At 69.7% G+C, this 26461-nt stretch carries 27 protein-coding genes; all 27 read left to right on the forward strand.

Annotated features, from left to right (window positions below; all coding sequences use genetic code 11):
- Nucleotides 1-63 precede the first annotated feature (63 nt).
- Genes pyrR through lgt form a run of 27 tightly spaced genes read left to right on the forward strand, consistent with a single transcriptional unit; the run spans nt 64 to nt 26350 of the window.
- Nucleotides 64-600: a bifunctional pyr operon transcriptional regulator/uracil phosphoribosyltransferase PyrR gene (pyrR, locus tag FVQ89_RS12060; RefSeq protein ID WP_147902170.1), complete on the forward strand. Its 537-nt coding sequence runs from the start codon at nt 64-66 to the stop codon at nt 598-600.
- Nucleotides 597-1556 carry an aspartate carbamoyltransferase catalytic subunit gene (locus tag FVQ89_RS12065; RefSeq protein WP_147902171.1) on the forward strand — a complete coding sequence of 320 codons (960 nt, stop codon included), beginning with the start codon at nt 597-599 and terminating at the stop codon, nt 1554-1556. The genes pyrR and FVQ89_RS12065 overlap by 4 nt, the downstream gene beginning before the upstream one ends.
- Entirely contained in the window at nt 1553-2887 is a 1335-nt protein-coding gene (locus tag FVQ89_RS12070; RefSeq protein WP_147902172.1) for a dihydroorotase, read from the forward strand. The genes FVQ89_RS12065 and FVQ89_RS12070 overlap by 4 nt, the downstream gene beginning before the upstream one ends.
- Nucleotides 2880-3434: a hypothetical protein gene (locus tag FVQ89_RS12075; RefSeq protein WP_147902173.1), complete on the forward strand. Its 555-nt coding sequence runs from the start codon at nt 2880-2882 to the stop codon at nt 3432-3434. The genes FVQ89_RS12070 and FVQ89_RS12075 overlap by 8 nt, the downstream gene beginning before the upstream one ends.
- Nucleotides 3431-4585: a glutamine-hydrolyzing carbamoyl-phosphate synthase small subunit gene (gene carA / locus FVQ89_RS12080; RefSeq protein ID WP_147902174.1), complete on the forward strand. Its 1155-nt coding sequence runs from the start codon at nt 3431-3433 to the stop codon at nt 4583-4585. The genes FVQ89_RS12075 and carA overlap by 4 nt, the downstream gene beginning before the upstream one ends.
- Complete coding sequence (carB, locus tag FVQ89_RS12085; RefSeq protein ID WP_147902175.1) at nt 4585-7884, forward strand: carbamoyl-phosphate synthase large subunit; 3300 nt, start codon at nt 4585-4587, stop codon at nt 7882-7884. The genes carA and carB overlap by 1 nt, the downstream gene beginning before the upstream one ends.
- On the forward strand, nt 7881-8696 hold the full coding sequence (pyrF, locus tag FVQ89_RS12090; protein ID WP_147902176.1) for an orotidine-5'-phosphate decarboxylase: 816 nt from the start codon (nt 7881-7883) through the stop codon (nt 8694-8696). Before carB ends, pyrF begins: the two co-directional genes overlap by 4 nt.
- A 2-nt stretch (nt 8697-8698) precedes the next feature.
- Complete coding sequence (gene gmk, locus FVQ89_RS12095) at nt 8699-9604, forward strand: guanylate kinase (protein WP_147902457.1); 906 nt, start codon at nt 8699-8701, stop codon at nt 9602-9604.
- Nucleotides 9605-9615: 11 nt separating this feature from the next.
- Complete coding sequence (rpoZ, locus tag FVQ89_RS12100) at nt 9616-9870, forward strand: DNA-directed RNA polymerase subunit omega (protein WP_147902177.1); 255 nt, start codon at nt 9616-9618, stop codon at nt 9868-9870.
- A 37-nt stretch (nt 9871-9907) separates the two neighbouring features.
- Nucleotides 9908-11086, forward strand: a complete 1179-nt coding sequence (coaBC, locus tag FVQ89_RS12105; RefSeq protein WP_147902458.1) for a bifunctional phosphopantothenoylcysteine decarboxylase/phosphopantothenate--cysteine ligase CoaBC — start codon at nt 9908-9910, stop codon at nt 11084-11086.
- A 44-nt stretch (nt 11087-11130) separates the two neighbouring features.
- On the forward strand, nt 11131-12327 hold the full coding sequence (gene metK, locus FVQ89_RS12110; RefSeq protein ID WP_147902178.1) for a methionine adenosyltransferase: 1197 nt from the start codon (nt 11131-11133) through the stop codon (nt 12325-12327).
- Between the two features lie 2 nt (nt 12328-12329).
- The gene (locus tag FVQ89_RS12115) at nt 12330-14330 is read left to right on the forward strand and encodes a primosomal protein N' (protein WP_255513586.1); all 2001 of its coding nucleotides are present in this window, start codon (nt 12330-12332) and stop codon (nt 14328-14330) included.
- 21 nt (nt 14331-14351) lie between these two features.
- Entirely contained in the window at nt 14352-15278 is a 927-nt protein-coding gene (gene fmt, locus FVQ89_RS12120; RefSeq protein ID WP_147902179.1) for a methionyl-tRNA formyltransferase, read from the forward strand.
- Nucleotides 15275-16657 (forward strand): RsmB/NOP family class I SAM-dependent RNA methyltransferase, encoded by a 1383-nt coding sequence (locus FVQ89_RS12125; protein WP_147902180.1) that lies wholly within the window; start codon nt 15275-15277, stop codon nt 16655-16657. Before fmt ends, FVQ89_RS12125 begins: the two co-directional genes overlap by 4 nt.
- On the forward strand, nt 16654-17322 hold the full coding sequence (gene rpe, locus FVQ89_RS12130) for a ribulose-phosphate 3-epimerase (protein WP_147902181.1): 669 nt from the start codon (nt 16654-16656) through the stop codon (nt 17320-17322). The genes FVQ89_RS12125 and rpe overlap by 4 nt, the downstream gene beginning before the upstream one ends.
- A gap of 34 nt (nt 17323-17356) precedes the next feature.
- A complete protein-coding gene (locus tag FVQ89_RS12135) occupies nt 17357-17725 on the forward strand; it encodes an FKBP-type peptidyl-prolyl cis-trans isomerase (RefSeq protein ID WP_147902182.1) in 369 nt (122 codons plus the stop codon).
- 29 nt (nt 17726-17754) lie between these two features.
- Nucleotides 17755-18018: a phosphoribosyl-ATP diphosphatase gene (locus FVQ89_RS12140; RefSeq protein WP_147902183.1), complete on the forward strand. Its 264-nt coding sequence runs from the start codon at nt 17755-17757 to the stop codon at nt 18016-18018.
- 43 nt (nt 18019-18061) lie between these two features.
- Nucleotides 18062-18901 (forward strand): ATP phosphoribosyltransferase, encoded by an 840-nt coding sequence (gene hisG, locus FVQ89_RS12145; RefSeq protein ID WP_147902184.1) that lies wholly within the window; start codon nt 18062-18064, stop codon nt 18899-18901.
- Nucleotides 18901-19662, forward strand: coding sequence for an imidazole glycerol phosphate synthase subunit HisF (gene hisF, locus FVQ89_RS12150; protein WP_147902185.1), 762 nt, complete (start codon nt 18901-18903; stop codon nt 19660-19662). Before hisG ends, hisF begins: the two co-directional genes overlap by 1 nt.
- Complete coding sequence (hisI, locus tag FVQ89_RS12155; RefSeq protein ID WP_147902186.1) at nt 19659-20030, forward strand: phosphoribosyl-AMP cyclohydrolase; 372 nt, start codon at nt 19659-19661, stop codon at nt 20028-20030. Before hisF ends, hisI begins: the two co-directional genes overlap by 4 nt.
- Nucleotides 20027-21565 (forward strand): anthranilate synthase component I, encoded by a 1539-nt coding sequence (locus FVQ89_RS12160; RefSeq protein WP_147902187.1) that lies wholly within the window; start codon nt 20027-20029, stop codon nt 21563-21565. Before hisI ends, FVQ89_RS12160 begins: the two co-directional genes overlap by 4 nt.
- Nucleotides 21562-22164 carry a Trp biosynthesis-associated membrane protein gene (locus FVQ89_RS12165; protein ID WP_147902188.1) on the forward strand — a complete coding sequence of 201 codons (603 nt, stop codon included), beginning with the start codon at nt 21562-21564 and terminating at the stop codon, nt 22162-22164. The genes FVQ89_RS12160 and FVQ89_RS12165 overlap by 4 nt, the downstream gene beginning before the upstream one ends.
- A 48-nt stretch (nt 22165-22212) precedes the next feature.
- Nucleotides 22213-22467 carry a DUF6704 family protein gene (locus FVQ89_RS12170; protein WP_187265022.1) on the forward strand — a complete coding sequence of 85 codons (255 nt, stop codon included), beginning with the start codon at nt 22213-22215 and terminating at the stop codon, nt 22465-22467.
- Between the two features lies 1 nt (nt 22468).
- On the forward strand, nt 22469-23245 hold the full coding sequence (trpC, locus tag FVQ89_RS12175) for an indole-3-glycerol phosphate synthase TrpC (protein WP_147902190.1): 777 nt from the start codon (nt 22469-22471) through the stop codon (nt 23243-23245).
- The gene (trpB, locus tag FVQ89_RS12180; RefSeq protein WP_147902191.1) at nt 23242-24462 is read left to right on the forward strand and encodes a tryptophan synthase subunit beta; all 1221 of its coding nucleotides are present in this window, start codon (nt 23242-23244) and stop codon (nt 24460-24462) included. Before trpC ends, trpB begins: the two co-directional genes overlap by 4 nt.
- Nucleotides 24459-25256 carry a tryptophan synthase subunit alpha gene (gene trpA, locus FVQ89_RS12185; protein WP_147902192.1) on the forward strand — a complete coding sequence of 266 codons (798 nt, stop codon included), beginning with the start codon at nt 24459-24461 and terminating at the stop codon, nt 25254-25256. Before trpB ends, trpA begins: the two co-directional genes overlap by 4 nt.
- An 11-nt stretch (nt 25257-25267) precedes the next feature.
- Nucleotides 25268-26350 (forward strand): prolipoprotein diacylglyceryl transferase, encoded by a 1083-nt coding sequence (gene lgt, locus FVQ89_RS12190; RefSeq protein ID WP_370454471.1) that lies wholly within the window; start codon nt 25268-25270, stop codon nt 26348-26350.
- Nucleotides 26351-26461 lie beyond the last annotated feature (111 nt).

A 26461-nucleotide genomic window follows, 5' to 3' on the forward strand; every position in this document is an offset into this window, starting at 1 on the left:
AGAGTCGCCTGCGGAAGTCGACCACCTTTAAGTCCGTCCAGAGAGGCGGGGAAGGAGGTCAGGATGCCGGCACGCACAGTGCTGCAGCGCGCGGATATCGCGCGGGCCCTGACACGCATCTCGCACGAGATCCTCGAGTCCAATCGTGGCGGCTCGGATCTGATCCTCCTCGGCATTCCCACTCGCGGCGTCGTCCTCGCCGAGCGAATCGCCGCGAACCTCGAGGCCTTCGAGCCGGGCTCCGGCGTCGTCGGTGCGCTCGACGTGACGATGTATCGCGACGACCTGCACCGTCACCCGACGCGCACTCCGAGCCCCACCCGCCTCCCGGCCGGCGGCGTCGACGGCAAGACGGTCGTGCTCGTGGACGACGTGCTCTTCTCCGGTCGGACGATCCGCGCCGCGCTCGACGCCATCGGCGACCTGGGGCGCCCCCGCGCCGTCCGCCTCGCCGTTCTGGTCGATCGCGGCCACCGGGAGCTGCCCATCCGGGCCGACTTCGTGGGGAAGAACCTTCCGACAGCTGCCGCCGAGCGCATCTTCGTGCGTCTCGAAGAGACCGACGGGGATGACGCCGTCTCGATCGAGGGGATCGCATGAGGCATCTGCTCTCCACCGCCGACCTCACGCGTGATGAGGCCGTCGGAATCCTCGACCTCGCCGAGGACATGGCGGATGTCGCGACCCGCGCGGTGCCGAAGCTCCCGACTCTGCGCGGCCGCACGGTGGCGAATCTCTTCTTCGAGGACTCGACCCGCACCCGCCTCAGCTTCGAAGCAGCGGCCAAGCGCCTGTCCGCCGATGTGATCACCTTCAGTGCGAAGGGCTCGAGCGTGTCGAAGGGCGAGAGTCTCAAAGACACGGCGCAGACCATCGCCGCCATGGGCGTGGACGCGGTCGTGCTGCGGCACTCGGCCTCCGGTGCCGCCCAGGTGCTCGCCGAGTCCGACTGGATCGACGCCGCGGTGGTGAACGCCGGCGACGGCACCCACCAGCACCCCACCCAGGGGCTCCTCGACGCCTACACGCTGCGCAAGACGCTCCACGCCGACGCATCACGGGGGCGTGACCTCGATGGCGTCCGCGTCGCGATCGTCGGAGACGTCCTCCACTCGCGGGTCGCGCGCTCGAACGTCTGGCTGCTGACGACGCTCGGTGCCCATGTGACCCTCGTCGGTCCCCGCACGCTGCTCCCGATGGGTGTCGGAGCGTGGCCCGTAGACGTGACGACCGACCTCGATGCGGCGATCGCGGCGCGCCCCGACGCCGTCATGATGCTGCGCGTGCAGCAGGAGCGGATGCACGCCGCGTTCTTCCCGCACGAGCGCGAGTACGCGAGCGGCTGGAGCCTCGATGACGACCGGTTCGCGCGCCTCGCGGCGGATACGATTGTGATGCACCCCGGACCCATGAACCGTGGGCTGGAGATCTCGGCACGCGCCGCGGACTCGCCCCGGTCGGTCATCCTCGACCAGGTCACCAACGGGGTGTCGATACGGATGGCGGTGCTCTACCTCGTGCTCTCAGGCTCGGATCCGCGGGAGGCCGCGGCATGACCACGATCATCATCCGCGGAGCACGCCCCCTGGCGGGCGACCCCGTCGACCTGCTCATCGAGGACGGCGTGATCGCCGAACGCGGCTCGGGACTCAGCCGGGCGCGGGCGACCGTCATCGACGCGGACGGCCTCGTGGCGTTGCCGGGGCTGGTCGACCTCCACACGCACCTGCGCGAGCCCGGCTTCGAGACGAGCGAAACGGTGCTCACGGGAACCCGGGCGGCAGCGGCGGGCGGCTTCACCGCCGTACATGCGATGGCGAACACCTCGCCCGTGGCCGACACCGCGGGCGTCGTGGAGCAGGTCGCCTCGCTCGGTGCCCACCACGGCTACGCGACAGTCCGGCCCATCGGAGCGGTCACCGTCGGCCTCGCCGGTGAGCGGCTCTCCGAGATCGGAGCCATGGCACGATCCCGGGCCGCCGTTCGCGTCTTCAGCGACGACGGGAAGTGCGTGCACGACGCACTTCTCATGCGACGCGCGCTCGAATACGTGGCCACGTTCGACGGTGTCATCGCGCAGCACGCTCAGGAGCCGCGCTTGACCGAGGGCGCGCAGATGAACGAGGGCGAGGTGAGCGCCGAGCTGGGACTCGCGGGATGGCCCGCCGTCGCCGAGGAGGCGATCATCGCGCGCGACGTGCTCCTCGCCGATGCGGTCGGCGCCCGGTTGCACGTCTGCCACCTGTCGACGGCGGGAAGCGTGGAGATCGTCCGCTGGGCGAAGGCCCGCGGCATCCGCGTCACGGCCGAGGTCACTCCGCACCACCTGCTGCTCACCGAGCAGCTGGTGGCGGACGGCGGGGGAGACCCGTACACGTCGTACGACGCACGCTTCAAGGTGAATCCGCCACTGCGGCGGGATGAGGATGTCCAGGCCCTGCGAGAGGCGTTGGCCGACGGCACGATCGACATCGTCGCGACAGACCACGCGCCGCATCCTGTCGAGAGCAAGGAGTGCGCGTGGCAGGAGGCGTCCTTCGGGATGGTCGGCCTCGAAAGCGCGCTATCCGTCGTGCAGACCGCGATGGTCGACACCGGGCACTTCGGCTGGACCGATGTCGCCCGCGTGCTCTCTCGGGTGCCCGCGGAGATCGGCCGGCTCTCCGGATACGACGCACCCTTCGAGCAGGGGAGCCCTGCGCATCTGACGCTCATCGATCCCGCCTCCCGATCCGTCTTCGGCGTCGGCTCGCTCCGCGGCAAGGGCGTCAACTCCCCGTACCTCGGGCGCGAGCTTCCGGGCCGAGTCGTGGCGACCATCCACGGCGGCGTGCCCACGGTGATCGACGGGGCGCTCCGAGACGCAGAGGAGGTGTCCCGTGGCTGACACCATGTGGCCGGTGATCGTGGTCGGCGCGATGGTGCTGATCGCACTCGGATTCGGGGTTGCCGGCTGGCGGAACCGCCGTGCGCGCCAGTCCGCGCTCGATGTCGTGCCGGTGCCGCCCGAAGAGATCGGGGACGAGCTCGCTCGCATCCGGGTGCTGCACGTCGCCACGACCCTCGCCGAGCAGCCGCTCGAGCGGGTCGTCGTGGGCGGCCTCGGATTCCGGGCGCGGGGTGACGTGCGCATCGCCCGGGGTGGCGTGGTACTCGACCTCGCAGGGGCAGCTCCCGCCTTCATCCCCACCTCCGACATCCGCGGCGTGGGGCTCGCCACATGGGCGATCGACCGCGGCGTCGAGAAGGACGGCCTCGTCTTCATCCGCTGGGAGCTCGGCGGCACCGGCGTCGACAGCTACCTGCGCGCGGACGACCCGCAACGACTCCTCGACGTGCTTTCGGAGCTCTCGCCCGCCGCGGCGGCTGCCGCACGCAGCGAGGCCCCGAACAGCGACCCGACAGACCCGCCTCAGGAAGGGGCTCCCGAATGATCGACACCGACCCTGCCGTGCTCGTCCTGGAGGACGGCTCGCGCTTCACCGGCCGGGCCTATGGAGCCCGGGGCCGCACCCTCGGTGAGGCCGTCTTCGCGACCGGAATGACCGGCTACCAGGAGACCCTCACCGACCCCAGCTACGCCGGACAGATCGTCGTCATGACAGCACCGCACATCGGCAACACCGGCGTCAACGACGAGGACCCGGAGTCTCGCCGCATCTGGGTGTCGGGATACGTCGTGCGCGACCCCTCACGGGTGGTGTCGAATTTCCGCGCCGACGGCAGCCTCGATGAGGACCTGACGCGTAACGGCGTCGTCGGCATCAGCGGCGTCGACACGCGCGCGATCACGCGACGCCTGCGCGATGTCGGCTCGATGCGGGCCGGGATCTTCTCGGGCGACGACGCGGCGCTCATCGCGGATGAGCAGGTCCGGATCGTCAAATCGGGAGCGCGGATGGCGGGGCTGAATCTCTCGGCCGAGGTGTCTGTGGCGTCGGCGACGGTCACCCCTGCTCGTGGCGAGCGGCTCGGCGCTCTCGCGGTGCTCGACCTCGGGGTCAAGCAGGCGACGATCGAGAATCTCGCCGATCGCGGTTTCGAGGTCCACGTGCTGCCTCAGGACGTCACGCTCGACGAGCTCCTCGCCATCCAGCCGGTCGCCGTCTTCTATTCGAACGGCCCCGGCGACCCCGCGGCATCCGGAGACCACGTGGCTCTGCTGCGCGGCGTGCTCGATCAGCGGCTGCCCTTCTTCGGCATCTGCTTCGGCAACCAGCTCCTCGGGCGCGCGCTCGGCCTCGATACCTACAAGCTGCCGTACGGACACCGCGGCATCAATCAGCCGGTGCTCGACAAGGCCACCGGTCGCGTCGAGATCACCGCCCATAACCACGGCTTCGCGGTGGACGCGCCGCTCGAGGGGATCATCGAGAGCCCCAACGGCTACGGCCGGCTCGAGGTGAGCCACGTCGGCCTCAACGACAACGTCGTCGAGGGTCTGCGCGCCCTCGACATCCCGGCATTCTCGGTGCAGTACCACCCCGAGGCCGCGGCAGGTCCGCACGACGCCAACTACCTGTTCGATCGTTTCGCGGAGCTCGTGCGCACGCACAGCGCCCGCACCCCCGAGGAAGCCGAGTAATGCCCAAGCGTCCCGACATCCAGAGCGTCCTCGTCATCGGCTCCGGGCCGATCGTGATCGGCCAGGCGGCGGAGTTCGACTACTCCGGCACTCAGGCGTGCCGCGTGCTGCGGTCGGAGGGGGTGCGGGTGATCCTCGTGAACCCGAACCCCGCCACGATCATGACCGACCCCGACTTCGCCGACGCGACCTACGTCGAACCGATCACCACCGAGATCCTCGAGGCGATCATCGCCCAGGAGCGCCCCGACGCGGTTCTGCCGACGCTCGGCGGCCAGACCGCGCTCAACGCCGCGATCGCGCTCGACGAGGCGGGGATCCTTGAGAAGTACGGCGTGGAGCTCATCGGCGCGAAGGTCGAGGCGATCCAGAAGGGCGAGGACCGCCAGCAGTTCAAGGAGCTCGTCATCGCCGCGGGCGCCGACGTCGCGCGCTCCTACATCGTGCACACCGTGCCGGATGCCGTGGCGGCGGCCGAGGACCTCGGCTATCCCCTCGTCGTGCGTCCCTCGTTCACGATGGGCGGTCTCGGTTCGGGCTTCGCCCACGACCCGGAAGAGCTGCGCCGCATGGTGGCCGACGGTCTCCACCAGTCGCCGACCACCGAGGTGCTGCTCGAGGAGTCGATCCTCGGCTGGAAGGAATACGAGCTCGAGCTCATGCGCGACACGGCCGACAACACGGTCGTGGTCTGCTCGATCGAGAACGTGGACCCGGTGGGGGTCCACACGGGCGACTCCATCACTGTGGCCCCCGCGCTCACCCTGACCGACCGCGAGTATCAGCGACTTCGCGACATCGGCATCGACATCATCCGCGCCGTCGGCGTCGACACGGGCGGCTGCAACATCCAGTTCGCTGTAGAGCCGACCACAGGTCGGGTGATCGTCATCGAGATGAACCCGCGTGTGTCCCGATCCTCGGCGCTCGCGTCGAAGGCCACCGGCTTCCCGATCGCGAAGATCGCGGCGAAGCTCGCCATCGGATACCGCCTCGACGAGATCCCCAACGACATCACGAAGGTGACCCCCGCGAGCTTCGAGCCCACTCTCGACTACATCGTCGTGAAGGTGCCGCGATTCGCGTTCGAGAAGTTCCCCTCGGCGGATGCGACGCTCACCACCACCATGAAGTCGGTCGGCGAAGCGATGGCGATCGGGCGCAACTACTCGACGGCCCTCCAGAAGGCCCTCCGCTCGCTCGAGAAGCGCGGTTCGAGCTTCCACTGGGACACCAACGTGGCGCCGAAGTCGGAGCTCATCGAGATCGCGAAGACGCCCACGGATGGCCGGATCGTGACCGTCCAGCAGGCGCTGCGCGCCGGTGCCACCGTCGAGGAACTGTATGCCGCCACGGGCATCGACCCCTGGTTCCTCGATCAGATCGTGCTCATCAACGAGGTCGCCGCGGAGATCGCAAGCCTTCGGCCGCTCGACGAGGCGATGTTCCGGCTCGCGAAGGATCACGGTTTCTCCGACGCGCAGATCGCCCAGCTCCGCGGCCTCGACGAGGAGCAGGTGCGCAACCTCCGGTGGCAGCTCGGGGTGCGACCGGTCTACAAGACCGTCGACACCTGCGCGGGTGAGTTCCCGGCGCTGACGCCCTACCACTACTCGAGCTACGACTTCGAGACCGAGGTCGCGCCGAGCTCCGCACAGAAGGTCGTGATCCTCGGCTCCGGACCGAACCGCATCGGCCAGGGTGTGGAGTTCGACTACTCCTGCGTGCATGCGAGCTTCGCGCTGCACGATGCCGGCTTCGAGACGATCATGATCAACTGCAACCCGGAGACGGTCTCGACCGACTACGACACGAGCGACCGGCTCTACTTCGAGCCGCTCACCCTCGAGGACGTGCTCGAGGTCATTCACGCCGAGTCGCAGTCGGGGGAGCTCGTCGGCGTCATCGTGCAGCTCGGCGGCCAGACCGCGCTCGGGCTGGCGAAGGGCCTGGAGGCGGCGGGAGTGCCGATCCTCGGCACCAGCCCCGCCGCGATCGACCTCGCCGAAGAGCGCGGCCTCTTCTCCGGCATCCTCGATCGCGCGGGCCTCATCGCGCCCCGCAACGGCACGGCGGTCGACGCTCCGAGTGCCGTCGCCGTCGCGGAGGCGATCGGCTACCCGGTGCTCGTGCGCCCGAGCTACGTTCTGGGCGGACGCGGCATGGAGATCGTCTACGACACCCCGAGCCTCGAGGACTACTTCGATCGCGTGCGCGAGCAGGCCATCATCGGCCCCGGCTCGCCGCTCCTCGTCGATCGCTTCCTCGATGACGCGCTCGAGATCGACATCGACGCCCTCTTCGACGGCGAGCGGCTGTATGTGGGCGGGATCATGGAGCACATCGAGGAGGCCGGGGTCCACTCGGGCGATTCCGCGTGCACGCTCCCGCCCGTCACGCTGGGCCGCGACGTGCTCGACCGGGTGGTCGAGGCCACGCGCCGGATCGCCGAGGGGATCGGCGTGCAGGGTCTGCTCAACGTCCAGTTCGCGATCGGAGCGGGCGTGCTCTACGTCCTCGAGGCCAACCCCCGCGCGTCGCGCACGGTCCCGTTCGTCTCGAAGGCGCTCGGTATCCCGCTTGCGAAGGCCGCGGCTCTCATGATGGTGGGCCGATCGATCGACCGACTTGTCGACGACGGCCTGCTTCCCCCCGAGGACGGCTCGCATGTGCCGCTCGACTCGCCGATCTCCGTGAAGGAGGCCGTGCTGCCCTTCAAGCGCTTCCGCACACGCGAGGGCAACGTGGTCGACTCCGTGCTCGGACCGGAGATGCGCTCCACGGGCGAGGTCATGGGGATCGACGCGGACTTCCCGCGTGCCTTCTCGAAGAGCCAGGACGCCGCCTATGGCGGACTTCCCCAGAGCGGCACGGTCTTCGTGTCGGTCGCCGACCGAGACAAGCGGGCCGTCGTGCTGCCGGTCCTGCGTCTGGCGCAGCTCGGATTCGACATCGTCGCCACCGAGGGCACCGCGGAGGTCCTCGCGCGCAACGGCATCCGCGCCGACACCGTCCGCAAGTACTCCATGGGGGAGGGAGGCGTCGAGGGCACGATCGTCGACCTCATCAACCAGGGGCGCATCGACATCGTGATCAACACTCCGAGCGGGCGGAGCGCCCGCGCCGACGGGATCGAGATTCGCACCGCCACGGTGGCTGCCGACAAGCCTCTGTTCACGACGATCGCCCAGGTCGGTGCGGCGGTCGGTTCGCTCGAGGCGCGATCCCAGCCGATCCGCGTCCGCAGCCTCCAGGACTACGCTCTCGACCGCGCGGCCCGCGCTGGAGTCGCCGGATGACCGGGTTCCGCGATCGCGTCCTCGCGACGATCGAAGCCCACGGTCCGCTCTGTGTCGGGATCGACCCGCACTTCGAGCTGCTTCGGGCCTGGGGCCTCGACGACGGTGCCGCCGGCGTGCGCGAGTTCGGCTTGCGTGTCGTCGACGCGGCATCCGGGCGTCTCGGCTTCCTGAAGCCCCAGATCGCCTTCTTCGAGCGTCACGGGGCCGCCGGGTACGCCGCCCTCGAGGAGGTGCTGGCTGCGGGACGCGCCGCGGGCATCCTGATGATCGCCGATGTGAAGCGCGGCGATGTCGGCTCTACCGTGGACGCGTACGGAGAGGCATGGCTGACCCCCGGCTCGCCACTCGAAGCCGATGCGATGACCGCCGTCGCATACCAGGGCTTCGGCTCGCTCGACGGCGTGCTCGCGCGTGCTGCCTCGCACGACAAGGGCGTCTTCGTGCTCGCTGCCACATCGAACCCCGAGAGCGCTGGCGTACAGACCCTCCGCGGAGAGACGGGGGAGACGCTCGCCGCCTCGATGGTCCGCGACGCCGTCGCGACCGGAGGGACGGCGGGGGTCGTTGTCGGGGCGACGGTCGATCTCGACGCGGCGGGAATCGACGCCGAGCTGCTCGGCCGCGTGCCCGTTCTGGCACCCGGGTTCGGCGCGCAGGGCGCGCAGCTGACGGATGCGCCTGCTCTCTTCGGGACAGCGCTCGGCTCGGTCATCCCCAATGCAGCACGTTCCGTTCTCGGAGCGGGGCCGGACGGCCTCGTCCGCGCCATCGACGCCGCGCGCACGGAGGTGTCCTCGTGGGCGAGGTGAAGATGCCCGAGGTCGACCGCGCAGCCGCCGGGCGGGCCGCGGTTCAGGCGCGACGGGCACGCGCCGCCGTGAAGGACGCGGTGCATCACCGCCGACGCAGCGCGATCGACGTCGCCGAGGCCGCCTGGGCCGACCCGACCAGCCCCGAGGGCACCCTTCGTGTCCGCGAACTGCTCACGAGCATTCCGGGGATCGGGCCCGCGCGGGTCGCCCGGATCATGGACGAACTCGGCATCGCGGACGCAAAACGCGTTGGGGGGCTGGGCAGTCGCCAGCGTGAGCGTCTCGCGACGTGGCTCGTGGGACGCGAGGGCACGGCAGCACGAACCTCGAGCCGCCTCGTGGTGCTCGCGGGCCCGACCGCCGTCGGCAAGGGCACGGTATCGAGCCACATCCGGGAGAACTATCCGGATGTCCTTCTCAGCGTCTCCGCGACGACCCGGCCGCCCCGCCCCGGCGAGGTCGACGGCAAGCACTACTACTTCGTCTCCGATGAGGACTTCGATCGGATGATCGAGCGTGGTGAGTTCTTGGAGTACGCCACGGTGCACAACGCGTCGCGGTATGGGACGCCGCGCCCGCCCATCGATGCGGCACTCGCCGAGGGACGCAGCGTCCTGCTCGAGATCGATCTGCAGGGTGCGCGAGCCGTGCGGGAGGCGATGCCGGAGGCCCTCCTCGTGTTCCTGTTGCCGCCCACATGGGAGGAGTTGGTGCGCCGTCTCACCGGCCGCGGCACGGAAAGCGCAGCCGAGCAGGCGCGGCGACTCGACACCGCTCGCATCGAACTCGCCGCCCAGGACGAGTTCGATGTGAAGATCGTGAACCACGACGTCGGCCGTGCGGCGCAAGAGGTCGTAGAATTGCTGGCAGTGCCCGGAACCTCTTCCGCGCGCACGAGATCGTGAGGAGAGCCGGAATGGCCGACAACAAGGGGATCATCGACCCGCCCATCGACGAGCTGCTGTCGAAGGTGGACTCGAAGTACCAGCTGGTGATCTTCGCCGCGAAGCGCGCTCGACAGATCAACGACTACTACGCCGACCTGCACGAGGGTTCGCTGTTCGACAACGTCGGACCGCTCGTCGACTCGACCATCGACGACAAGCCGCTGTCAGTCGCACTGCACGAGGTCAACGAGGACAAGCTCGTCCTCACCCCGCTCGCCGACTGATCACGGCTGTCGTCGGATCCGGTTCGTGAGCGCCCCGCTGCGGATCGTCGTCGGCGTGGCCGGCGGCATCGCCGCATACAAGGCGGTCGGCGTCGCGCGCGAGCTGGTGCTACTGGGCCACGACGTGCATGTCGTGGCCACAGAGGCCGCCCTGCGTTTCGTCGGTCGCCCGACGCTCGAGGCGATCAGCCGTAATCCGGTCGAGACGGATCTGTTCGACGGAGTCGCTGAGGTGCGTCATGTGGCGCTCGGGCAGTCGGCGGATCTGATCGTCGTCGCGCCCGCGACCGCGAACACGCTCGCGAAGCTCGCCGCCGGCATCGCCGACGACCTCCTGGGCACGACGATCCTCGCGTCGACCGCACCGCTCGTGGTGGCACCCGCCATGCACACCGAGATGTGGCAGAACGCGGCGACCGTCGCGAACGTCGCGACGCTTCGGGATCGCGGAGTCCACGTCGTGGGGCCCGCATCCGGGCAGCTCACCGGATCCGATAGCGGACCGGGGCGCATGGCCGAGCCCAGCGAGATCGTCGACGCCGCACTGGCGACGCTCCGCGTCCAGGATCTGGTCGGGCGCCGCGTGGTCGTCACCGCAGGAGGGACCCGAGAGCCCCTCGACCCGGTGCGGTTCCTCGGCAACCGTTCCAGTGGTCGACAGGGCGTGGCGCTGGCCGAGGCCGCCCGTGATCGTGGAGCGGAGGTCGTGCTGCTCGCCGCGCATCTGGAAGTACCCGCGCCATCCGGAGTGCGCACCCGGACCGTCGAAACCGCACTCGAGCTGCGCGAGGCCGTGCAGGAGGAGTTCGCTTCGGCGGATGCTCTCGTCATGGCCGCTGCGGTCGCCGACTTCCGCCCGGAGCAGGTGCAGGACTCCAAGATCAAGAAGGACGCACATCCCGAGAAGCTGCAGCTGGAACTCGTGCGCAACCCCGACATCCTGGCCGAGACGGCAGCGTCCGCGCGCGAGGGTCAGCGGGTGATCGGGTTCGCCGCCGAGACCGAGCCGGATGCCGACGCGCTCCTCGAGATCGGGCGTGCGAAGGCGGCCCGCAAGGGCGCGGACCATCTGGTCCTCAACAAGGTGGGATGGCGCGAAGGCTTCGCACAGGAGCACAACGCCGTCGTCATCGTCTCAAGGGCCGGCGATATAGTGACGGAGGCGAGTGGCAGCAAGCGAGAGGTCGCGGACGCGATCCTCGATCTCCTCGTCTAGCCAGCGCCGCACCCACTCCTCCGACTCGACCGAACAGGCTGTCCGTGAGCTCCTCCTTGCGTCTCTTCACCTCCGAATCCGTGACGGAAGGGCACCCCGACAAGCTCTGCGATCAAGTGAGCGACTCGATCCTCGACGCGCTCCTCGCGGTCGACCCGAACGCGCGCGTGGCCGTCGAGACGCTCGTCACAACCGGCCTCGTGCACGTTGCGGGAGAGGTCTCCACCACCGGATACGTCGAGATCCCCGCGATCGTGCGCAAGCGGATCACCGACATCGGATACGACTCCTCCGATGTCTGGTTCGACGGCCGATCCTGCGGCGTCTCGGTCTCGATCGGCGGTCAGTCGCCCGACATCGCGCAGGGTGTCGACACGGCCTTCGAGGCCCGGGAAGGGTCCAGCAGCGACGATCTCGACCGACAGGGCGCGGGCGATCAGGGCATCATGTTCGGCTACGCCACACGAGAGACGCCGGAGCTCATGCCGATGCCGATCTGGCTCGCCCACCGTCTCGCCGAGCGACTGTCGGAGGTTCGTCATCGCGGCGAGGTCGACTACCTCCGTCCCGACGGCAAGACCCAGGTCACCGTCGGATACGACGGTGTCGTCCCGCGCACGATCGAGACCATCGTGATGTCGGCGCAGCACTCACCGAACGTGGGCAACGATCAGCTCCGCTCGGAGCTCTTCGAGCTCGTGGTGCGCCCGGTGTTCGAGCAGGTCGATCTTCCGTGGGAGAACGCCGAGCGCTTCATCAACCCGTCGGGACGCTTCGAGATCGGCGGCCCGCAGGGAGACGCCGGCCTCACGGGTCGCAAGATCATCGTCGACACCTACGGGGGAGCAGCACGGCACGGCGGGGGCGCGTTCTCCGGCAAGGATCCGTCGAAGGTCGACCGCTCCGCCGCATATGCGATGCGCTGGGTCGCCAAGAACGCCGTCGCCGCGGGTCTCGCCGACCGCCTCGAGGTGCAGATCGCCTATGCGATCGGCAAGGCAGCCCCCGTGGGTCTGTACGTCGAGACGTTCGGAACGGGCGCGGTCGACGACGCGACGATCACGCGCGCCATCCGCGAGGTCTTCGACCTGCGTCCCGCAGCGATCATCCGCGATCTCGACCTGCTCCGCCCCATCTACGCGCAGACCGCCGCCTACGGACACTTCGGCCGCGAGCTCCCGGACTTCACCTGGGAGCGCCTCGACCGGGTCGACGACCTGCGCACAGCTGCCGGGATCTGACCGTGTCCGCGGCCGCGCCGTCGGACGAGTCGCGTGCCGCGCCTCCGACGATCGCGCGGGTGATCCTCGACACCCCGTTGCCGCAGCTGGATCGCCTGCTCGACTACCGGATCCCACCGGGCATGACGGATGTCGTGCCCGGTGTCCGGGTGACCGCGCCCCTGCGGTCGGCTCAACGCGTCACCCACGGCTTCGTGGTGGAGCTCGCGACGCAGCAGGAGCATCCGGGCCCGTTGTCCGACCTCGATGCAGTGGTGTCGCCGGTGCAGATCCTGCAGCCCGAGGTGTGGCGCCTGGCACGCTCTGTCGCGGATCGAGCGGCCGGATCGGCGATCGACGTGCTGCGTCTCGCCATCCCGAAGCGGCAGGCGCGTGTCGAGAAGTCGTGGATCACAGCTCACCAGGATGGCGTCACCCGGCTCGCGCCTCTCGGCGACGATGTCCCCGCCGTCGACGGCTACGCGGCGGATCGCATCGATGCTCTGCTCGCCGGAGGTCGCGTCGCACTCGATGTCGCCCCCGGCGTCGAGAGCGTGGGGGAAGACTGGGTCGGCAGGTGGGCGCTCGCACTCGCCCAGCTCGCCGCGCGTACGGTGCACACCGGCGCATCCGCGATCCTCGTCGCCCCGGACCACCGCGACCTCCGGCAGCTCGAGGCCGCGCTGCTCGGCGTTCTGCCGACGGATCGGATCGTCCGTTTCGATGCGGGACAACCCGATCCGCAGCGCTACCGCGGCCTGCTGCGCGCGATGGGCGACGATCCGGTCGTGATCATCGGCAACCGCTCCGCCGTCTACGCCCCTGCGGCGAGACTCGGCCTCATCGCGGTATGGAACGACGGCGATCCGCTGCTGGCCGAGCCGCTCGCGCCCTACGTCCACGCGCGAGACGCCGCGCTCGTGCGGCAGGAGCAGCAGCAGACGGCGCTGGTGTTCGCGGGAAACACGCGTACGACGGAGGTCGAACGGCTTGTCGAGCTCGGCTGGCTCGACGAGCTAGCGCCGATACGCCCGCGTCATCCGCGGGTGGTCCCCACCGCCTTCACCGCGGGAGACGACGCGACCGCGCACGCCCGCATCCCGACCCTCGCGTGGCGTCAGGCAGCCGAGGCGCTCGGGCACGGTCCTGTGCTCGTGCAGGTCGCTCGCCCCGGATATTCGCCGGCGCTGCGGTGTGCCGAGTGCGGAACGGCCTCTCGGTGCCGTCATTGCGGAGGCCCCCTCCGGCAACAGAGAGCCGGGCAGGCGCCGAGCTGTCTGTGGTGCGGCAGGACGGAGTCCCACGTGCGGTGCAGCGAATGCGGCTCCTCGCGCGTCACACGGGTGGGCGCAGGATCGACCCGCACCGCAGAGGAGCTCGGCCGTGCATTCCCGGGCGCGCGGGTCGTGGTCTCCGATGGTGAACGCCGCGTTCTCGACATCGACGCGCGCCCAGCCCTCGTCGTGGCGACCCGCGGAGCCGAACCGGTCGCCGCCGGGGGTTACCGCGCCGTGCTCCTGCTCGATGGCGAACGGATGGTGGCGCGTGAGACGCTGCGCATCGCCGAGGACTGCATGCGGTGGTGGGCGGATGCGGCCGCTCTCGCCGCCGACGGCGCACCCGTGCTGCTGGTCGGCGTCGGTGGCCGCCTTGCGACGGCGCTGGCGACGGGCCGCATCGCCGACTTCGCCCGGGCCGAACTGACCGACCGACGCGCGCTCGGATTCCCCCCCGCCGTTCGCGTCGCCACGATCGACGGGTTCCCCGATGCCGTCGCCGCGGCGCGAGACGCCTTGGGCTCCCAGGTGGCCGTCGTCGGTGAGCGCGTGGTCGACGGGCGCGCCCGTGCGATCATCCGCTTCGATTACGCGCACGGCCTCGAGGTTGCACGCACTCTGCGGAGCGAGATCGTCCGGCAGGCGGCCAGCCGCCGCAAGCCGGTGCCCGGGAGCGGCCGTCCGGGGAGAGCCCCTCTTCCGCTGCGGGCGCGCTTCGACGACCCCGAGCCGTTCGAGGAGGGCTGAGTCACGCGGCAGAATCGAGTGGTGACGCCCCTCCGCATCCTCTTCGCCGGAAGTCCCGCCGCCGCCGTGCCGAGCCTCCGCGAGCTTCTCGCGTCGCCGCACGAGGTGGTCGGCGTCGTCACTCGAGAGGATGCGCCGCTCGGCAGGAAGCGCGTGCTGACGCCGACACCGGTCGCGCAGCTCGGGGAGGAGGCCGGAGTGCCCGTCCTGAAGGCGAATCGACTCGCGCCGGTTCAGGACGAGCTCATGGCTCTGGGCGCCGATCTGGGAGTGATCGTCGCCTACGGCGGACTGATCCGCGAGCCGCTGCTCTCCGCGCCCACGCACGGCTGGATCAACCTCCACTTCTCGCTGCTCCCACGCTGGCGGGGAGCTGCACCCGTGCAACGCGCCATCATGGCGGGCGACGACGAGACGGGGGCCGCGGTGTTCCAGCTCGTCGAGGAGCTCGACGCCGGACCCGTATTCGCCATCGAACGCGCCTCCATCGGTCGCGTGCAGACCGCGGGGCACCTGCTCGACGCGCTCAGCGAATCGGGTGCGCGGCTGCTCCGGAGCGTCGTCGACGGCATTGCCGACGGCTCGGCCCGCGCGACCCCGCAGACGGGCGATCCGACGCTCGCTCCCAAGCTCACGCTCATGGACGGACGGATCGACTGGCAGTCGCCGAGGGCGCGCATCGACGCGCTCATCCGCGGCGTGACGCCCGAGCCGGGCGCGACGACCGAGCTCGAGGGCGAGAGGTTCAAGATCCACGCCGCCGCCATGGCTCATGACGCACCGACTCTCCCTCCCGGACACGTCGCCTCACGTGGCCGCAGTGTCCATGTCGGCACCGGCGACGCGCCCCTCGAACTTCTCACCGTGCAGCCCGCGGGGAAGCGCCCGATGCCCGCGATCGACTGGTGGCGCGGCCGACCGAGTGACGCGCCCACGGTGTTCGGATGAGTCGCATCCAGCCGAGCCGTCGGATCGCATGGGATGTGCTGACGGCGGTCCGGGAGGACGACGCCTACGCCAACCTGCTGCTGCCCGCTCGAACGCGCCAGGCCGGGCTGGACCCGGCAGACGCAGGTTTCGCAACCGAACTCGTCTACGGGACCCTCCGCATGCGCGGCTATTACGACCGCATCATCGAGATCGCCGCGAAGCGGCCAGCGGCGCGCATCGACCCGCCCGTGCTCGACATCTTGCGCATGGGGGTGCATCAGCTTCTCGGTATGCGCACGGCTGCGCATGCCGTGCTCGACGAGTCCGTGGAGCTCACACGGCGCGCGCGCGTCGCTTCGGCATCCGGGTTCGTCAACGGCGTGCTCCGCACGATCAGCCGGGACAGCCCGGAGATCTGGCGGGAACGCGCCCTGGCGGGGCTCTCGGGGACCGCGGGTCGCGCGACCGAGTTCTCGCATCCGGCGTGGGTTGTCGACGCGTTCGGCGCGGCCCTCGCAGCGGATGGAGCCGGCGACGAGCTCGACGCTCTGCTGGCCGCCGACAACGCGGCCCCGCAGCTCGCCTTCGCCGCAATTCCCGGGCTCGCCGATCCGGAGACGCTGGCGACGCAGAACGATCCGTTCGGGGCCGGGCGCGTGTCGCCGATCGGACTCCGCGCGGGCGGAGGCGACCCCTCGCGGATCACCGCCGTCGCGGACGGACGCGTCCGCGTTCAGGACGAGGGATCTCAGCTGGCCGCTCTCGCGCTCAGCCGCGCCCGCGAGGTGCACCCGGGGGAGACCTGGCTCGACATGTGCGCCGGGCCAGGTGGGAAGGCGGCACTGCTCGCCGCAGAGGCACGCCTCGGCGGTGCTCGGCTCGTGGCGAACGAGGTCGTGCCCGCGCGCGCCGGGCTCGTCCGGAGCGCGCTCCAGGTGTTCGACGACACCGCGGATGCACCGCAGGTCGTCGAGGGCGACGGCCGCCGCTTCGGCTCTGCGCCCGAACGCTTCGATCGGATCCTCCTCGACGCCCCCTGCAGCGGGCTCGGTGCTCTCCGGCGCCGTCCGGAGGCGAGGTGGCGCAAGACGGCCGCGGATCTCGCCGAGCTGCTCGCACTGCAGTCCCAACTTCTCGACGCGGCGGCCGCGGCCCTCGCGCCGGACGGTCTGCTCGCCTATGTGACCTGCTCGCCGCATCAGGACGAGACCCACGCCCAGGTCCAGGCCCTCCTTGCGCGGAACTCTTCGCTCCGGGCGGTCGACACCCCGGCCGTGCTCGAACGGATCGCGCGGGAGCCGCTCGGCCTGGCAACGGGTGACGCGGCTCAGCTCTGGCCGCACCGACACGGCACGGATGCGATGTTCGTCCAACTCCTCGTTAAGGTCGAACAGTGAGTTCCCGCACTGCACGCATCCAGCCGAGCATCCTCGCCGCGGACTTCGCGAACATCCAGACGGAGGTCGAGCGGATCGCATCCGCCGACGGGGTGCACGTGGACGTCATGGACAACCACTTCGTCCCGAACCTGACCTTCGGACCGCAGATGGTCGAGGCGGTACAGCGGATCTCGCCCATCCCGCTCGACGTGCACCTCATGATCAGCGATGCGGATCGCTGGGCGCCCGGCTATGCCGAGCTCGGCGTGTTCTCGGTCACCTTCCACGCCGAGGCGACCTCCGACCCGGTCGCCCTCGCGCGCCGTCTCCGCGAGATCGGTTCGCGGGCCTCGATCGCCCTCAAGCCAGGCACCGCCGTCGAGCCCTATCTCGACCTGTTGCCCGAGTTCGACCAGGTGCTCGTGATGACCGTGGAGCCCGGCTTCGGAGGCCAGAGCTTCATGGCCGACATGATGCCGAAGCTGCGCGCCCTCCGTGCCGCCGCGGAACGCCACGGGATCGACCTGTGGCTCCAGGTCGACGGCGGGATCGCCCTCGACACCATCGCTGTCGCCGCAGAGGCCGGAGCCGACACCTTCGTTGCGGGATCGAGCGTCTACGGCGCCACCGATCTGGATGTCGCGATCGCGGGCCTGCGCACGGCCGCCTCCCACGCCCATTGAGCGCGCCCCGGCCGGGGTCTGCTTGACTGGAACCATGAGCGACAAGACCAAGCCCGAGATCGACTTCATCGAAGGGCCGGCACCGACCGAGCTCGTCATCACCGACCTCGAGGCCGGCGACAGCGTCGAGGCGGCTCCGGGCGCGACCGTCGACGTGCACTACGTCGGCGTCGACTTCGAGACCGGCGAGCAGTTCGACGCGAGCTGGGACCGCGGATCCTCGATCCAGTTCCCTCTCGCGGGTCTCATCCGCGGCTGGCAGGAGGGCATCCCGGGCATGAAGGTCGGCGGTCGACGCCAGCTCGTGTGCCCGCCGGAGTACGCCTACGGCCCCGCCGGATCGGGTCATCGTCTGTCCGGGCGCACCCTCGTGTTCGTGATCGACCTGCTCGGCGTCCGGTAGGCCCCCTCGCGGCCCGGTAACCTAGCCGGGTGAAGACCTTCGACGCCCTCTTCGAGGAGCTCTCCGTCAAGGCGGTCGCACGCCCTGAGGGGTCGCGCACGGTCGCGGAGCTCGATGCGGGCGTGCATGCGATCGGGAAGAAGATCGTGGAAGAGGCCGCCGAGGTGTGGATGGCCGCCGAGTATCAGACCGACGCCGAGACGGCCGAGGAGATCTCGCAGCTGCTCTACCACCTTCAGGTGCTGATGCTCGCGAAGGGCCTCACGCTCGACGACGTCAACCGACATCTGTGACCGGATCCCGTCCCGAATCCGTTCACGACCAGAAAGCACCCTCATGCTGAGAATCGCCGTGCCCAACAAGGGCACGCTGTCGGAGACCGCCACGGCCATGCTGCGCGAGGCGGGATACGCCACGCGCCGTGACCAGAAGGAGCTCATCGTCGCGGATCCCCGCAACGATGTCGAGTTCTTCTACCTGCGCCCGCGGGACATCGCGACCTATGTCGGATCCGGCGCGCTCGACGTCGGCATCACCGGGCGCGACCTCCTGCTCGACTCGCACTCCGCGGCGGTCGAGATCGATGCGCTCGACTTCGGCGCGTCGACCTTCCGCTTCGCGGGTCCGATCGGACGCTTCACGGACCTGCATGACCTCGACGGGGTTCGCGTCGCGACGAGCTACGACGCCCTCGTGAGCGACTTCCTCGAGGCCGCCGGTGTGCGTGCCACGGTCGTGCGCCTCGACGGCGCCGTCGAGTCGGCGGTTCGGCTCGGCGTCGCGGATGCGGTCGCCGACGTCGTCGAGACCGGTACCACCCTGCGCAAGCAGGGCCTCGAGATCTTCGGGCCTGTGATCCTCGAATCGTCGGCGGTGCTGATCGCCTCACGCGATGATGTGACCGGCCTCGAGACGCTGCGCCGACGCCTGCACGGGGTCATGGTCGCGCACCAGTACGTACTCATCGACTACGACCTGCCCGCGGAACTCGTCGACACCGCCTCGCGCATCACGCCGGGCCTTGAGTCACCTACCGTCTCGCCGCTGCGCGACACGGGCTGGGTCGCGGTGCGTGTCATGGTGCCGCGCTCCGACATGAACCACGTCATGGACGAGCTGTACGCCATCGGCGCGCGCGCGATCCTCGTGAGCGCCATCCACGCGGCGAGGATCTGATGGACGTCGTCGTCCGCGTCATCCCGTGCCTGGATGTCGCGGCGGGGCGCGTCGTCAAGGGCGTGAACTTCCAGGGCCTCCGCGACGCGGGCGACCCGGTCGAGCTCGCCGGCCGGTACTACGAGCAGGGCGCCGACGAGATCACCTTCCTCGACGTGACGGCGACGGTCGAGGACCGCGCGACTATGTACGAGACGGTTACCGCTACGGCAGAGCAGGTCTTCATCCCGCTCACGGTCGGCGGCGGTGTGCGCTCGGCTGAGGATGTGTCTCGCCTGCTCGGGCACGGAGCCGACAAGGTCGGGGTGAACTCCGCTGCGATCGCCCGACCCGATCTCGTGGGCGAGATCGCCGACCGATTCGGCGCACAGGTGTGCGTGTTGTCGCTCGACGTGAAGCGTTCTCCGCGCACCCGTTCCGGCTTCGTGGTGACCACCCACGGCGGCCGCACCGAGACCGACCGCGATGCGCTGGAATGGGCGGCGGAGGCCGTGGAGCGAGGCGCGGGCGAGCTGCTCGTGAACTCGATCGACGCTGACGGCACGAAGCAGGGCTTCGACCTCGAGCTCGTCACCGCGATGCGCGAGATCTCGCACGTGCCGGTGATCGCGAGTGGCGGAGCGGGCGCTCTCGAGCACTTCGCGCCCGCGGTCGTCGCGGGTGCCGATGCCGTGCTCGCCGCATCCGTGTTCCACAACGGCGAACTGACGGTCGGCGAGGTGAAGGGCGCTCTCCAGGGCGCCGGGATCGAGGTGCGATGACTTCCGTCGAGGATCAGGTGGCGCGGGCGAACTTCGGGGCCGACGGCCTGCTGCCCGCCATCATCCAGCAGCACGACACCCTCGAGGTGCTCATGCTCGGGTACATGGACGCCGAGGCCCTTCGCCGCACGCTGAGCGAGGGCCGCGTCACCTTCTGGTCGCGCAGCCGGCAGGAGTATTGGCGCAAGGGCGACACGAGCGGAAACCGACAGTACGTGAAGTCCGCCGCGCTCGACTGCGATGGCGATACGCTGCTCGTCCAGGTCGAGCAGTGGGGTCCCGCGTGCCACACCGGGGCGCACAGCTGCTTCGACGTCGACCCGCTCGACCCCGTCGTCGGACAGTCCGAGGAGGCTCCCACCCCGTGACGACCACCTCGCGCGCCGACTTCGATGCCGCCGTCGCCGACGGCCATCGTGTCGTGCCCGTGCTCCGTGAACTGTTCGCCGACGGAGAGACGCCCGTGGGCGTCTACCGCAAGGTGGCGGCCGGGCGCCCGGGGACATTCCTTCTGGAATCAGCCGAGCAGGGGGGCATCTGGTCGCGCTGGTCCTTCGTCGGCGCGGGCGCGCGAGGGGTGCTGAGCCAAGCGCGCGATACGGATGGCGATCGCGCGGTGTGGATCGACTACGGGCTCCCGGTCGACCGGGCGTTCGGGGCGCCCATGCCCCGTGAACCGCTCGCGGCGGTCGCCGAGCTCTACGCCCGCTGGCGCACACCTCCGGTGGAGGGGCATCCTCCGCTCACGGGTGGGCTCGTCGGGTTCATCGGCTGGGAGGCCGTTCGGCAGCTCGAGCACCTGCCTGAGGTGCCTATCGCCGAGGTACCCGTACCGGGACAGGCCCTCGCCTTCGTCTCCGAGCTCATCGCGCTCGACCACCGTACGGGAACCGCGACGCTCATCGCGGCCGTGCTCAACGACGGCGAGGAGACCTCCGACGTCGCATGGCGCGACGCGCAGTCGCGCCTCGACGTTCTTCAGGACGCCCTCGCGCAACCGACACCTGCGGAGCTCGCCGACGTCGATCTCACGGTGCGGGCCGAGCCTCGAGCGCGCGTCGAGGCTGCCGCGTATCAGGATGCGGTCGTGCGCTCGAAGGACTTCATCCGCGACGGAGACGTCTTCCAGGTCGTGATCTCGCAGCGTTTCGACCACGAGCTGACGGCATCACCTCTCGAGGTCTACCGCGTCCTGCGTGCGCTCAACCCGAGCCCGTACATGTATCTGCTGAGCCTCGAATCCGATTCGGGGGAGCCCTATTCGATCGTGGGCTCGTCGCCCGAGGCGCTCGTCAAGGTGCAACGCGGGCGGGTGTTCACGCATCCGATCGCGGGTTCTCGACCCCGCGGTGAGAGCCCCGAACGCGACCTCGAGCTCGCCGAAGAGCTCCTCGCCGACCCCAAGGAGCAGGCGGAGCACCTCATGCTGGTCGACTTGGCGAGGAACGACCTGTCGCGTGTCTGCGCCGCGGGGACCGTCGAAGTCACCGAGTTCATGCAGGTCGAACGCTTCAGCCACATCATGCATCTCGTCTCGAGCGTCGAAGGCGATCTCCGCGCCGACCGGACGGCGGTCGACGCCTTCCGGGCCACATTCCCTGCAGGCACACTCTCCGGCGCGCCGAAGCCGCGAGCGCTCGAGATCATCGATGAGCTCGAGGTGGCGCAGCGCGGTGTCTACGGGGGAGTCGTCGGCTACTTCGACCTCGCGGGCGACGCCGATCTGGCGATCGCGATTCGCACGGCCACCCTCGTGGGCGACACCGCATACGTGCAGGCGGGAGCCGGTCTCGTCGCCGACTCCGACCCGGTGAGCGAGCACGTCGAGGCACAGAACAAGGCGGCGGCGCCGCTGCGTGCGGTGGCGATCGCGAACGCTATGCGGCGGATCGGCCGGTCGTGACCGCGTCCCGCATCCGCGGAGTCCTGCTCGGCGCGCTCGTTCTGGCTGCCGCGGCGCTTCTCCTCGCGTGGTCGCAGACGTGGTACACGGTGATGCTCGTCCCGGAGTCGGGAGAGACCGCGCCTCTCACGGTCGGAGGCGACGTTGCCGCGGGTGGGCTGGCACCGCTCGCGCTGACGACGCTCGCTCTCGTGGCGGCTCTCGCACTCGCCGGTCCGGTCTTCCGGATCCTGCTCGGTGTGCTCGGCGCCCTCCTCGGTGTCGCGATCGTCGCGGCCGTCCTCGTAACCGTGTCCGACCCGGTCGACGCATCCGCCCCCACCATCACGGACGCACTGGGGGTGAGCGGTGAGGTCACGATCGCCGGACTCGTCGCGGGCACGGAGGCGACCGCCTGGCCGGTCGTCGCGGTCGTGTTCGGCGTCGTCGTCTCGGTGCTCGGCGTGCTCGTCGCCCTCACGGCGCGCCGCTGGCCGACAGGCGGACGACGCTACTCTCGGACCCGAACGGTGATCGCCGATCCCGAGGCGGAGCCGGATCCGATCGCCGAGTGGGACGCACTGAGCGACGGCGACGACCCGACGACGCCCGCCCGCTAGACTGACCACGCCCGTCCAGGCGGGAGACCCTCCGGGCGAACAGCCCGAATGCACTCGAGAAGGAGCCCCTACGTGAGCGACACGCACGATCCCGGACACGGACACTCGCCCGCTGCCTGGGTCGCGGTGACCATCATGCTGATCGCCTTCGCGATCGGCACAGCTGCGTTCTTCTTCTCGGTCGTGTGGCTCGTGTGGGCGTCCGTCGTGCTGCTCGTCCTCGGCCTCCTCACCGGCGTCGTGCTCTCGCGACTCGGCTACGGGGTCGGCGGGCCCAAGTACGTCGTGAAGGCCCACGACTAGCGTGCTCTCCGAACTCGTCGCCGGGGCTCTCGAAGACGCCTCGGATCGTCGTGCTGCACGCAGCCTCGCGCTCGTGGAGGCTGACGCCCTCGCGGCGCCCGCACCCCGCGATGCGCTGGCGGCGCTCGCTCCCGCCGAGCGCGTGAAGATCATCGCGGAGGTGAAGCGCGCGAGCCCGTCTCGCGGTGCGCTGGCCGAGATCCGCGACCCTGCAGCTCTGGCCGTGTCGTACCAGAACGGCGGTGCGAGCGCGATCAGCGTTCTCACCGAGCGACGCCGCTTCGGTGGCTCTCTCGACGACCTTCGCGATGTGCGGCAGGCGGTCGAGCTTCCCGTGCTCCGCAAGGACTTCATCGCGGATCCGTATCAGGTGTTCGAGGCACGCGCGGCGGGGGCCGACCTCGTACTGCTCATCGTCGCGGCGCTGGAGCAGGAGCGTATGCGCGAACTTCACGAACTCATCGGCGAACTCGGCATGACCGCTCTCGTCGAGGCCCACTCCGGCGACGAGGTGGATCGCGCACTCGACATCGGGGCTGCCGTCGTCGGCATCAACGCCCGCGACCTCACGACCTTCCATCTCGACCGCGATCTCTTCGGCAGCCTCGCCGACTCGATCCCTGCAGGCGTGGTGCGGGTCGCGGAGTCCGCGGTCGCCTCGCCTGCCGACGTGACGCACTATCGCGAGGCGGGTGCCGACGTCGTCCTGATCGGGGAGGCGCTCGTCACGGGCGATGACCCGGTGACCACGCTCGAGTCCTTCCTGGCGGCCGGATGAGCGCCGAATCGCTGCGTGATCAGCCCGGACCGTTCTTCGGCGAGTACGGCGGTCGCTACATGCCCGAGTCGCTCATCGCCGCGATCGACGAGCTCGCCGCGGCCTATGACTCGGCACGCGTCGACGACGAGTTCCAGGCGGAGCTGACCCGCCTGCATCGCACCTACACGGGTCGACCCTCGATCATCACCGAGGTGCCTCGATTCGCCGAGCACGCGGGCGGCGCGCGGGTCATCCTGAAGCGCGAAGATCTGAACCACACGGGCTCGCACAAGATCAACAACGTGCTGGGGCAGGCGCTCCTCACGCGACGCATCGGCAAGACGCGGGTCATCGCCGAGACCGGAGCCGGACAGCACGGCGTCGCCACCGCGACCGCCGCCGCCCTCTTCGGCCTCGACTGCACGATCTACATGGGCGAGGTCGACACCCAGCGCCAGGCACTCAACGTCGCCCGCATGCGCCTGCTCGGTGCCGAGGTCATCCCGGTGACCACGGGTTCGCGCACCCTCAAGGACGCCATCAACGAGGCGTATCGCGAGTGGGTCACGAGCGTCGAGACGACCAACTACATCTTCGGTACCGCTGCGGGTCCGCATCCGTTCCCGGCGATGGTGCGCGACTTCCAGAAGATCATCGGCGAGGAGGCTCGCGCGCAGGTCCTCGAGCTGACCGGTCGTCTTCCGGATGCCGTGGCGGCGTGCGTCGGCGGCGGATCGAATGCGATCGGCATCTTCCATGCCTTCCTCGACGATCACGATGTGGCGCTCTACGGCTTCGAGGCGGCAGGCGACGGCGTCGACACCGAGCGGCATGCGGCCTCGATCGAGCGCGGCCGCCCGGGCGTGCTCCATGGCGCGCGGAGCTACCTCCTCCAGGACGAAGACGGCCAGACGATCGAGTCGCACTCGATCTCCGCGGGCCTCGACTACCCGGGGGTCGGTCCGGAACACGCCTTCCTCGCCGACATCGGCCGCGCGCAGTACCTCCCCGCTTCGGATGCCGAGGCCATGGAGGCGCTTCGGCTGCTCAGCCGAACCGAGGGGATCATCCCGGCCATCGAATCGGCGCACGCGCTTGCCGGCGCGCTGCGGCTCGGCCGCGAGCTCGGCCCCGAGGCGATCATCCTGGTGAACCTCTCCGGGCGGGGGGACAAGGACGTGGCCACGGCGGCACGCTGGTTCGACCTCTTCGACGATGGAGCCGTGCAGTCGTGACCGTCACTGCCTCGGCGGGCGTCGCTCCCGCCATCCGCCGCGCCGCGAACGGCGCTCTCGTCGGCTACCTCCCCGTCGGCTTCCCCGATCTCGCGACGAGCATCGACGCTGCCGTCGCCCTAGTCGAGAACGGGGTCGACGTCCTCGAACTCGGGCTCCCGTACTCGGATCCCGTCATGGATGGCCTCGCCATCCAGAAGGCCACTCAGGAGGCCCTGGCTTCAGGTTTCCGCGTGCGGGACGTGTTCGCGGCGGTGGAAGGCGTGCGCAGCCGAGTGGACGCGCCCGTGCTTGTGATGACCTACTGGAACCCGGTGGTGCAGTACGGGCTCAGCCGGTTCGCGGAGTCGTTGCGCGACGCCGGGGGAGCGGGCCTCATCACCCCCGACATCACCCCGGATTCCGCAGCCGATTGGATCGCCGAGAGCGAGCGCACAGGGCTCGACCGTGTGTTCTTGGCCGCACCGTCGTCGTCCGACGAACGTCTGAACGCGACGGTCCGGGCGAGCCGTGGTTTCGTCTACGCGGTCTCCACGATGGGCATCACGGGAGCCCGCACCGACGTCGACCAGAAGGCTCGTGCGCTCATGGCTCGTCTCCGCGACGCAGGGGCCACCGGCACCGACACGCTCGCGGCGTGCGTCGGCATCGGCATCTCCACCCCCGAGCAGGTCTCGGAGGTGCTTGAATACGCGGACGGCGCCATCGTCGGATCCGCCCTCGTCACCGCCCTCGCGGAGGGCGGCGTGGCCCGTCTCGCACGCGTGGCATCCGCGCTGTCTCAGGGAAAGTAGACTTCGGAATCGTGTTCGCCGCCCCCATCAGCATCCCCAGCCCTCCGCCGGAGTGGAAGAACCTGATCGACATCCCCCTCCCGTGGCTGCACCATCTGATTCCGCTGATCGACGAGAATGCGGCACTGCGAGTCACGATGTACGCGGTAGTGATCATGGTCGGAATCTTCCTCGCCGTGCTCATCACGAACCGGCGCCTGACTCGCCGTGGAGCCGAGCGGTGGATCATCGTCGATGTCGGGATCTGGGCCGTCGTGCTGGGCATCGTGGGTGCACGGGCGTACCACGTCGCCACACACCTGGACGACTTCTTCGGTCCCGGCCACGACCAGTGGTGGAACCCGACAGCCCAGGGCAACATCTGGGCAATCTGGCAGGGTGGCGGCGCGATCTTCGGCTCGCTCATCGGCGGCGCCATCGGCGTCGCGATCGGGTGCCGCTTCACCGGACTTCGATTCTGGAGCGTCGCGGACGCGATCGCCCCGGGTCTCCTGGTCGCCCAGGCGTCGGGCCGCCTCGGCAACTGGTTCAATCAGGAACTCTTCGGTCTGCCGACTGACCTGCCCTGGGGCCTCGAAATCGACCGCCCGAACGCGGCGATTCCCGACGGCCTCGGCGACGACGTCCTGTTCCACCCGACCTTCCTCTACGAGCTGATCTGGAACCTCGTCGGATTCGTGCTGATCATCGTGATCACGGAGCAGTTCCGTCGTGTCCCGGGCAAGACGCTGCCGGTGCTCGAGCGCCGTGCATCCTGGCAGTGGGGCAAGGTGCTCGGCCTGTATCTCGTCTGGTATGGAGTCGGTCGCACCTGGTTCGAATCGATCCGGCTGGATCCGAGCGAGACCTTCCTGGGCGTGCGCTCCAATGTGTGGGCCGCCCTCGCGGCCATCGTGCTCGGCCTGGTGATCATCATCGTGCAGTCGAGGCGACACACCGGGGTAGAGCCCGACGTCTATCGCCCCGGGCGACGACCCGCTCCGGCGGCTGAGGTAGACTCCGAAGACACCTATACGGATTCGGACGAGCCGGGCGACGGAGCTGCGGAAGTCCTCGAGACGGCCGCCACAAGCGGCACAACCCGATCAAGCTAGTTCCGCACACCACGCCGAAGCACCGGACCGCCCCCGAAGGCGGGTTCGGCACCTCCATCAGTCGTTGGGCCAGAGACGTCCCACACCGAGTTCCAACGTGAGGACGGTTGC

It is taken from the genome of Homoserinibacter sp. GY 40078 (assembly GCF_008017545.1).
Classification (GTDB): Bacteria; Actinomycetota; Actinomycetes; order Actinomycetales; family Microbacteriaceae; genus Homoserinibacter.

What these genes read in the sequence shown, in the direction of transcription:
- pyrR (WP_147902170.1), top strand. Translation starts at nt 64, where the DNA reads ATGCCGGCACGCACAGTGCTGCAGCGCGCGGATATCGCGCGGGCCCTG.
- FVQ89_RS12065 (WP_147902171.1), top strand. Translation starts at nt 597, where the DNA reads ATGAGGCATCTGCTCTCCACCGCCGACCTCACGCGTGATGAGGCCGTC.
- FVQ89_RS12070 (WP_147902172.1), top strand. Translation starts at nt 1,553, where the DNA reads ATGACCACGATCATCATCCGCGGAGCACGCCCCCTGGCGGGCGACCCC.
- carA (WP_147902174.1), top strand. Translation starts at nt 3,431, where the DNA reads ATGATCGACACCGACCCTGCCGTGCTCGTCCTGGAGGACGGCTCGCGC.
- carB (WP_147902175.1), top strand. Translation starts at nt 4,585, where the DNA reads ATGCCCAAGCGTCCCGACATCCAGAGCGTCCTCGTCATCGGCTCCGGG.
- pyrF (WP_147902176.1), top strand. Translation starts at nt 7,881, where the DNA reads ATGACCGGGTTCCGCGATCGCGTCCTCGCGACGATCGAAGCCCACGGT.
- gmk (WP_147902457.1), top strand. Translation starts at nt 8,699, where the DNA reads ATGCCCGAGGTCGACCGCGCAGCCGCCGGGCGGGCCGCGGTTCAGGCG.
- rpoZ (WP_147902177.1), top strand. Translation starts at nt 9,616, where the DNA reads ATGGCCGACAACAAGGGGATCATCGACCCGCCCATCGACGAGCTGCTG.
- FVQ89_RS12125 (WP_147902180.1), top strand. Translation starts at nt 15,275, where the DNA reads ATGAGTCGCATCCAGCCGAGCCGTCGGATCGCATGGGATGTGCTGACG.
- FVQ89_RS12135 (WP_147902182.1), top strand. Translation starts at nt 17,357, where the DNA reads ATGAGCGACAAGACCAAGCCCGAGATCGACTTCATCGAAGGGCCGGCA.
- hisG (WP_147902184.1), top strand. Translation starts at nt 18,062, where the DNA reads ATGCTGAGAATCGCCGTGCCCAACAAGGGCACGCTGTCGGAGACCGCC.
- hisF (WP_147902185.1), top strand. Translation starts at nt 18,901, where the DNA reads ATGGACGTCGTCGTCCGCGTCATCCCGTGCCTGGATGTCGCGGCGGGG.
- hisI (WP_147902186.1), top strand. Translation starts at nt 19,659, where the DNA reads ATGACTTCCGTCGAGGATCAGGTGGCGCGGGCGAACTTCGGGGCCGAC.
- FVQ89_RS12170 (WP_187265022.1), top strand. Translation starts at nt 22,213, where the DNA reads ATGCACTCGAGAAGGAGCCCCTACGTGAGCGACACGCACGATCCCGGA.
- trpB (WP_147902191.1), top strand. Translation starts at nt 23,242, where the DNA reads ATGAGCGCCGAATCGCTGCGTGATCAGCCCGGACCGTTCTTCGGCGAG.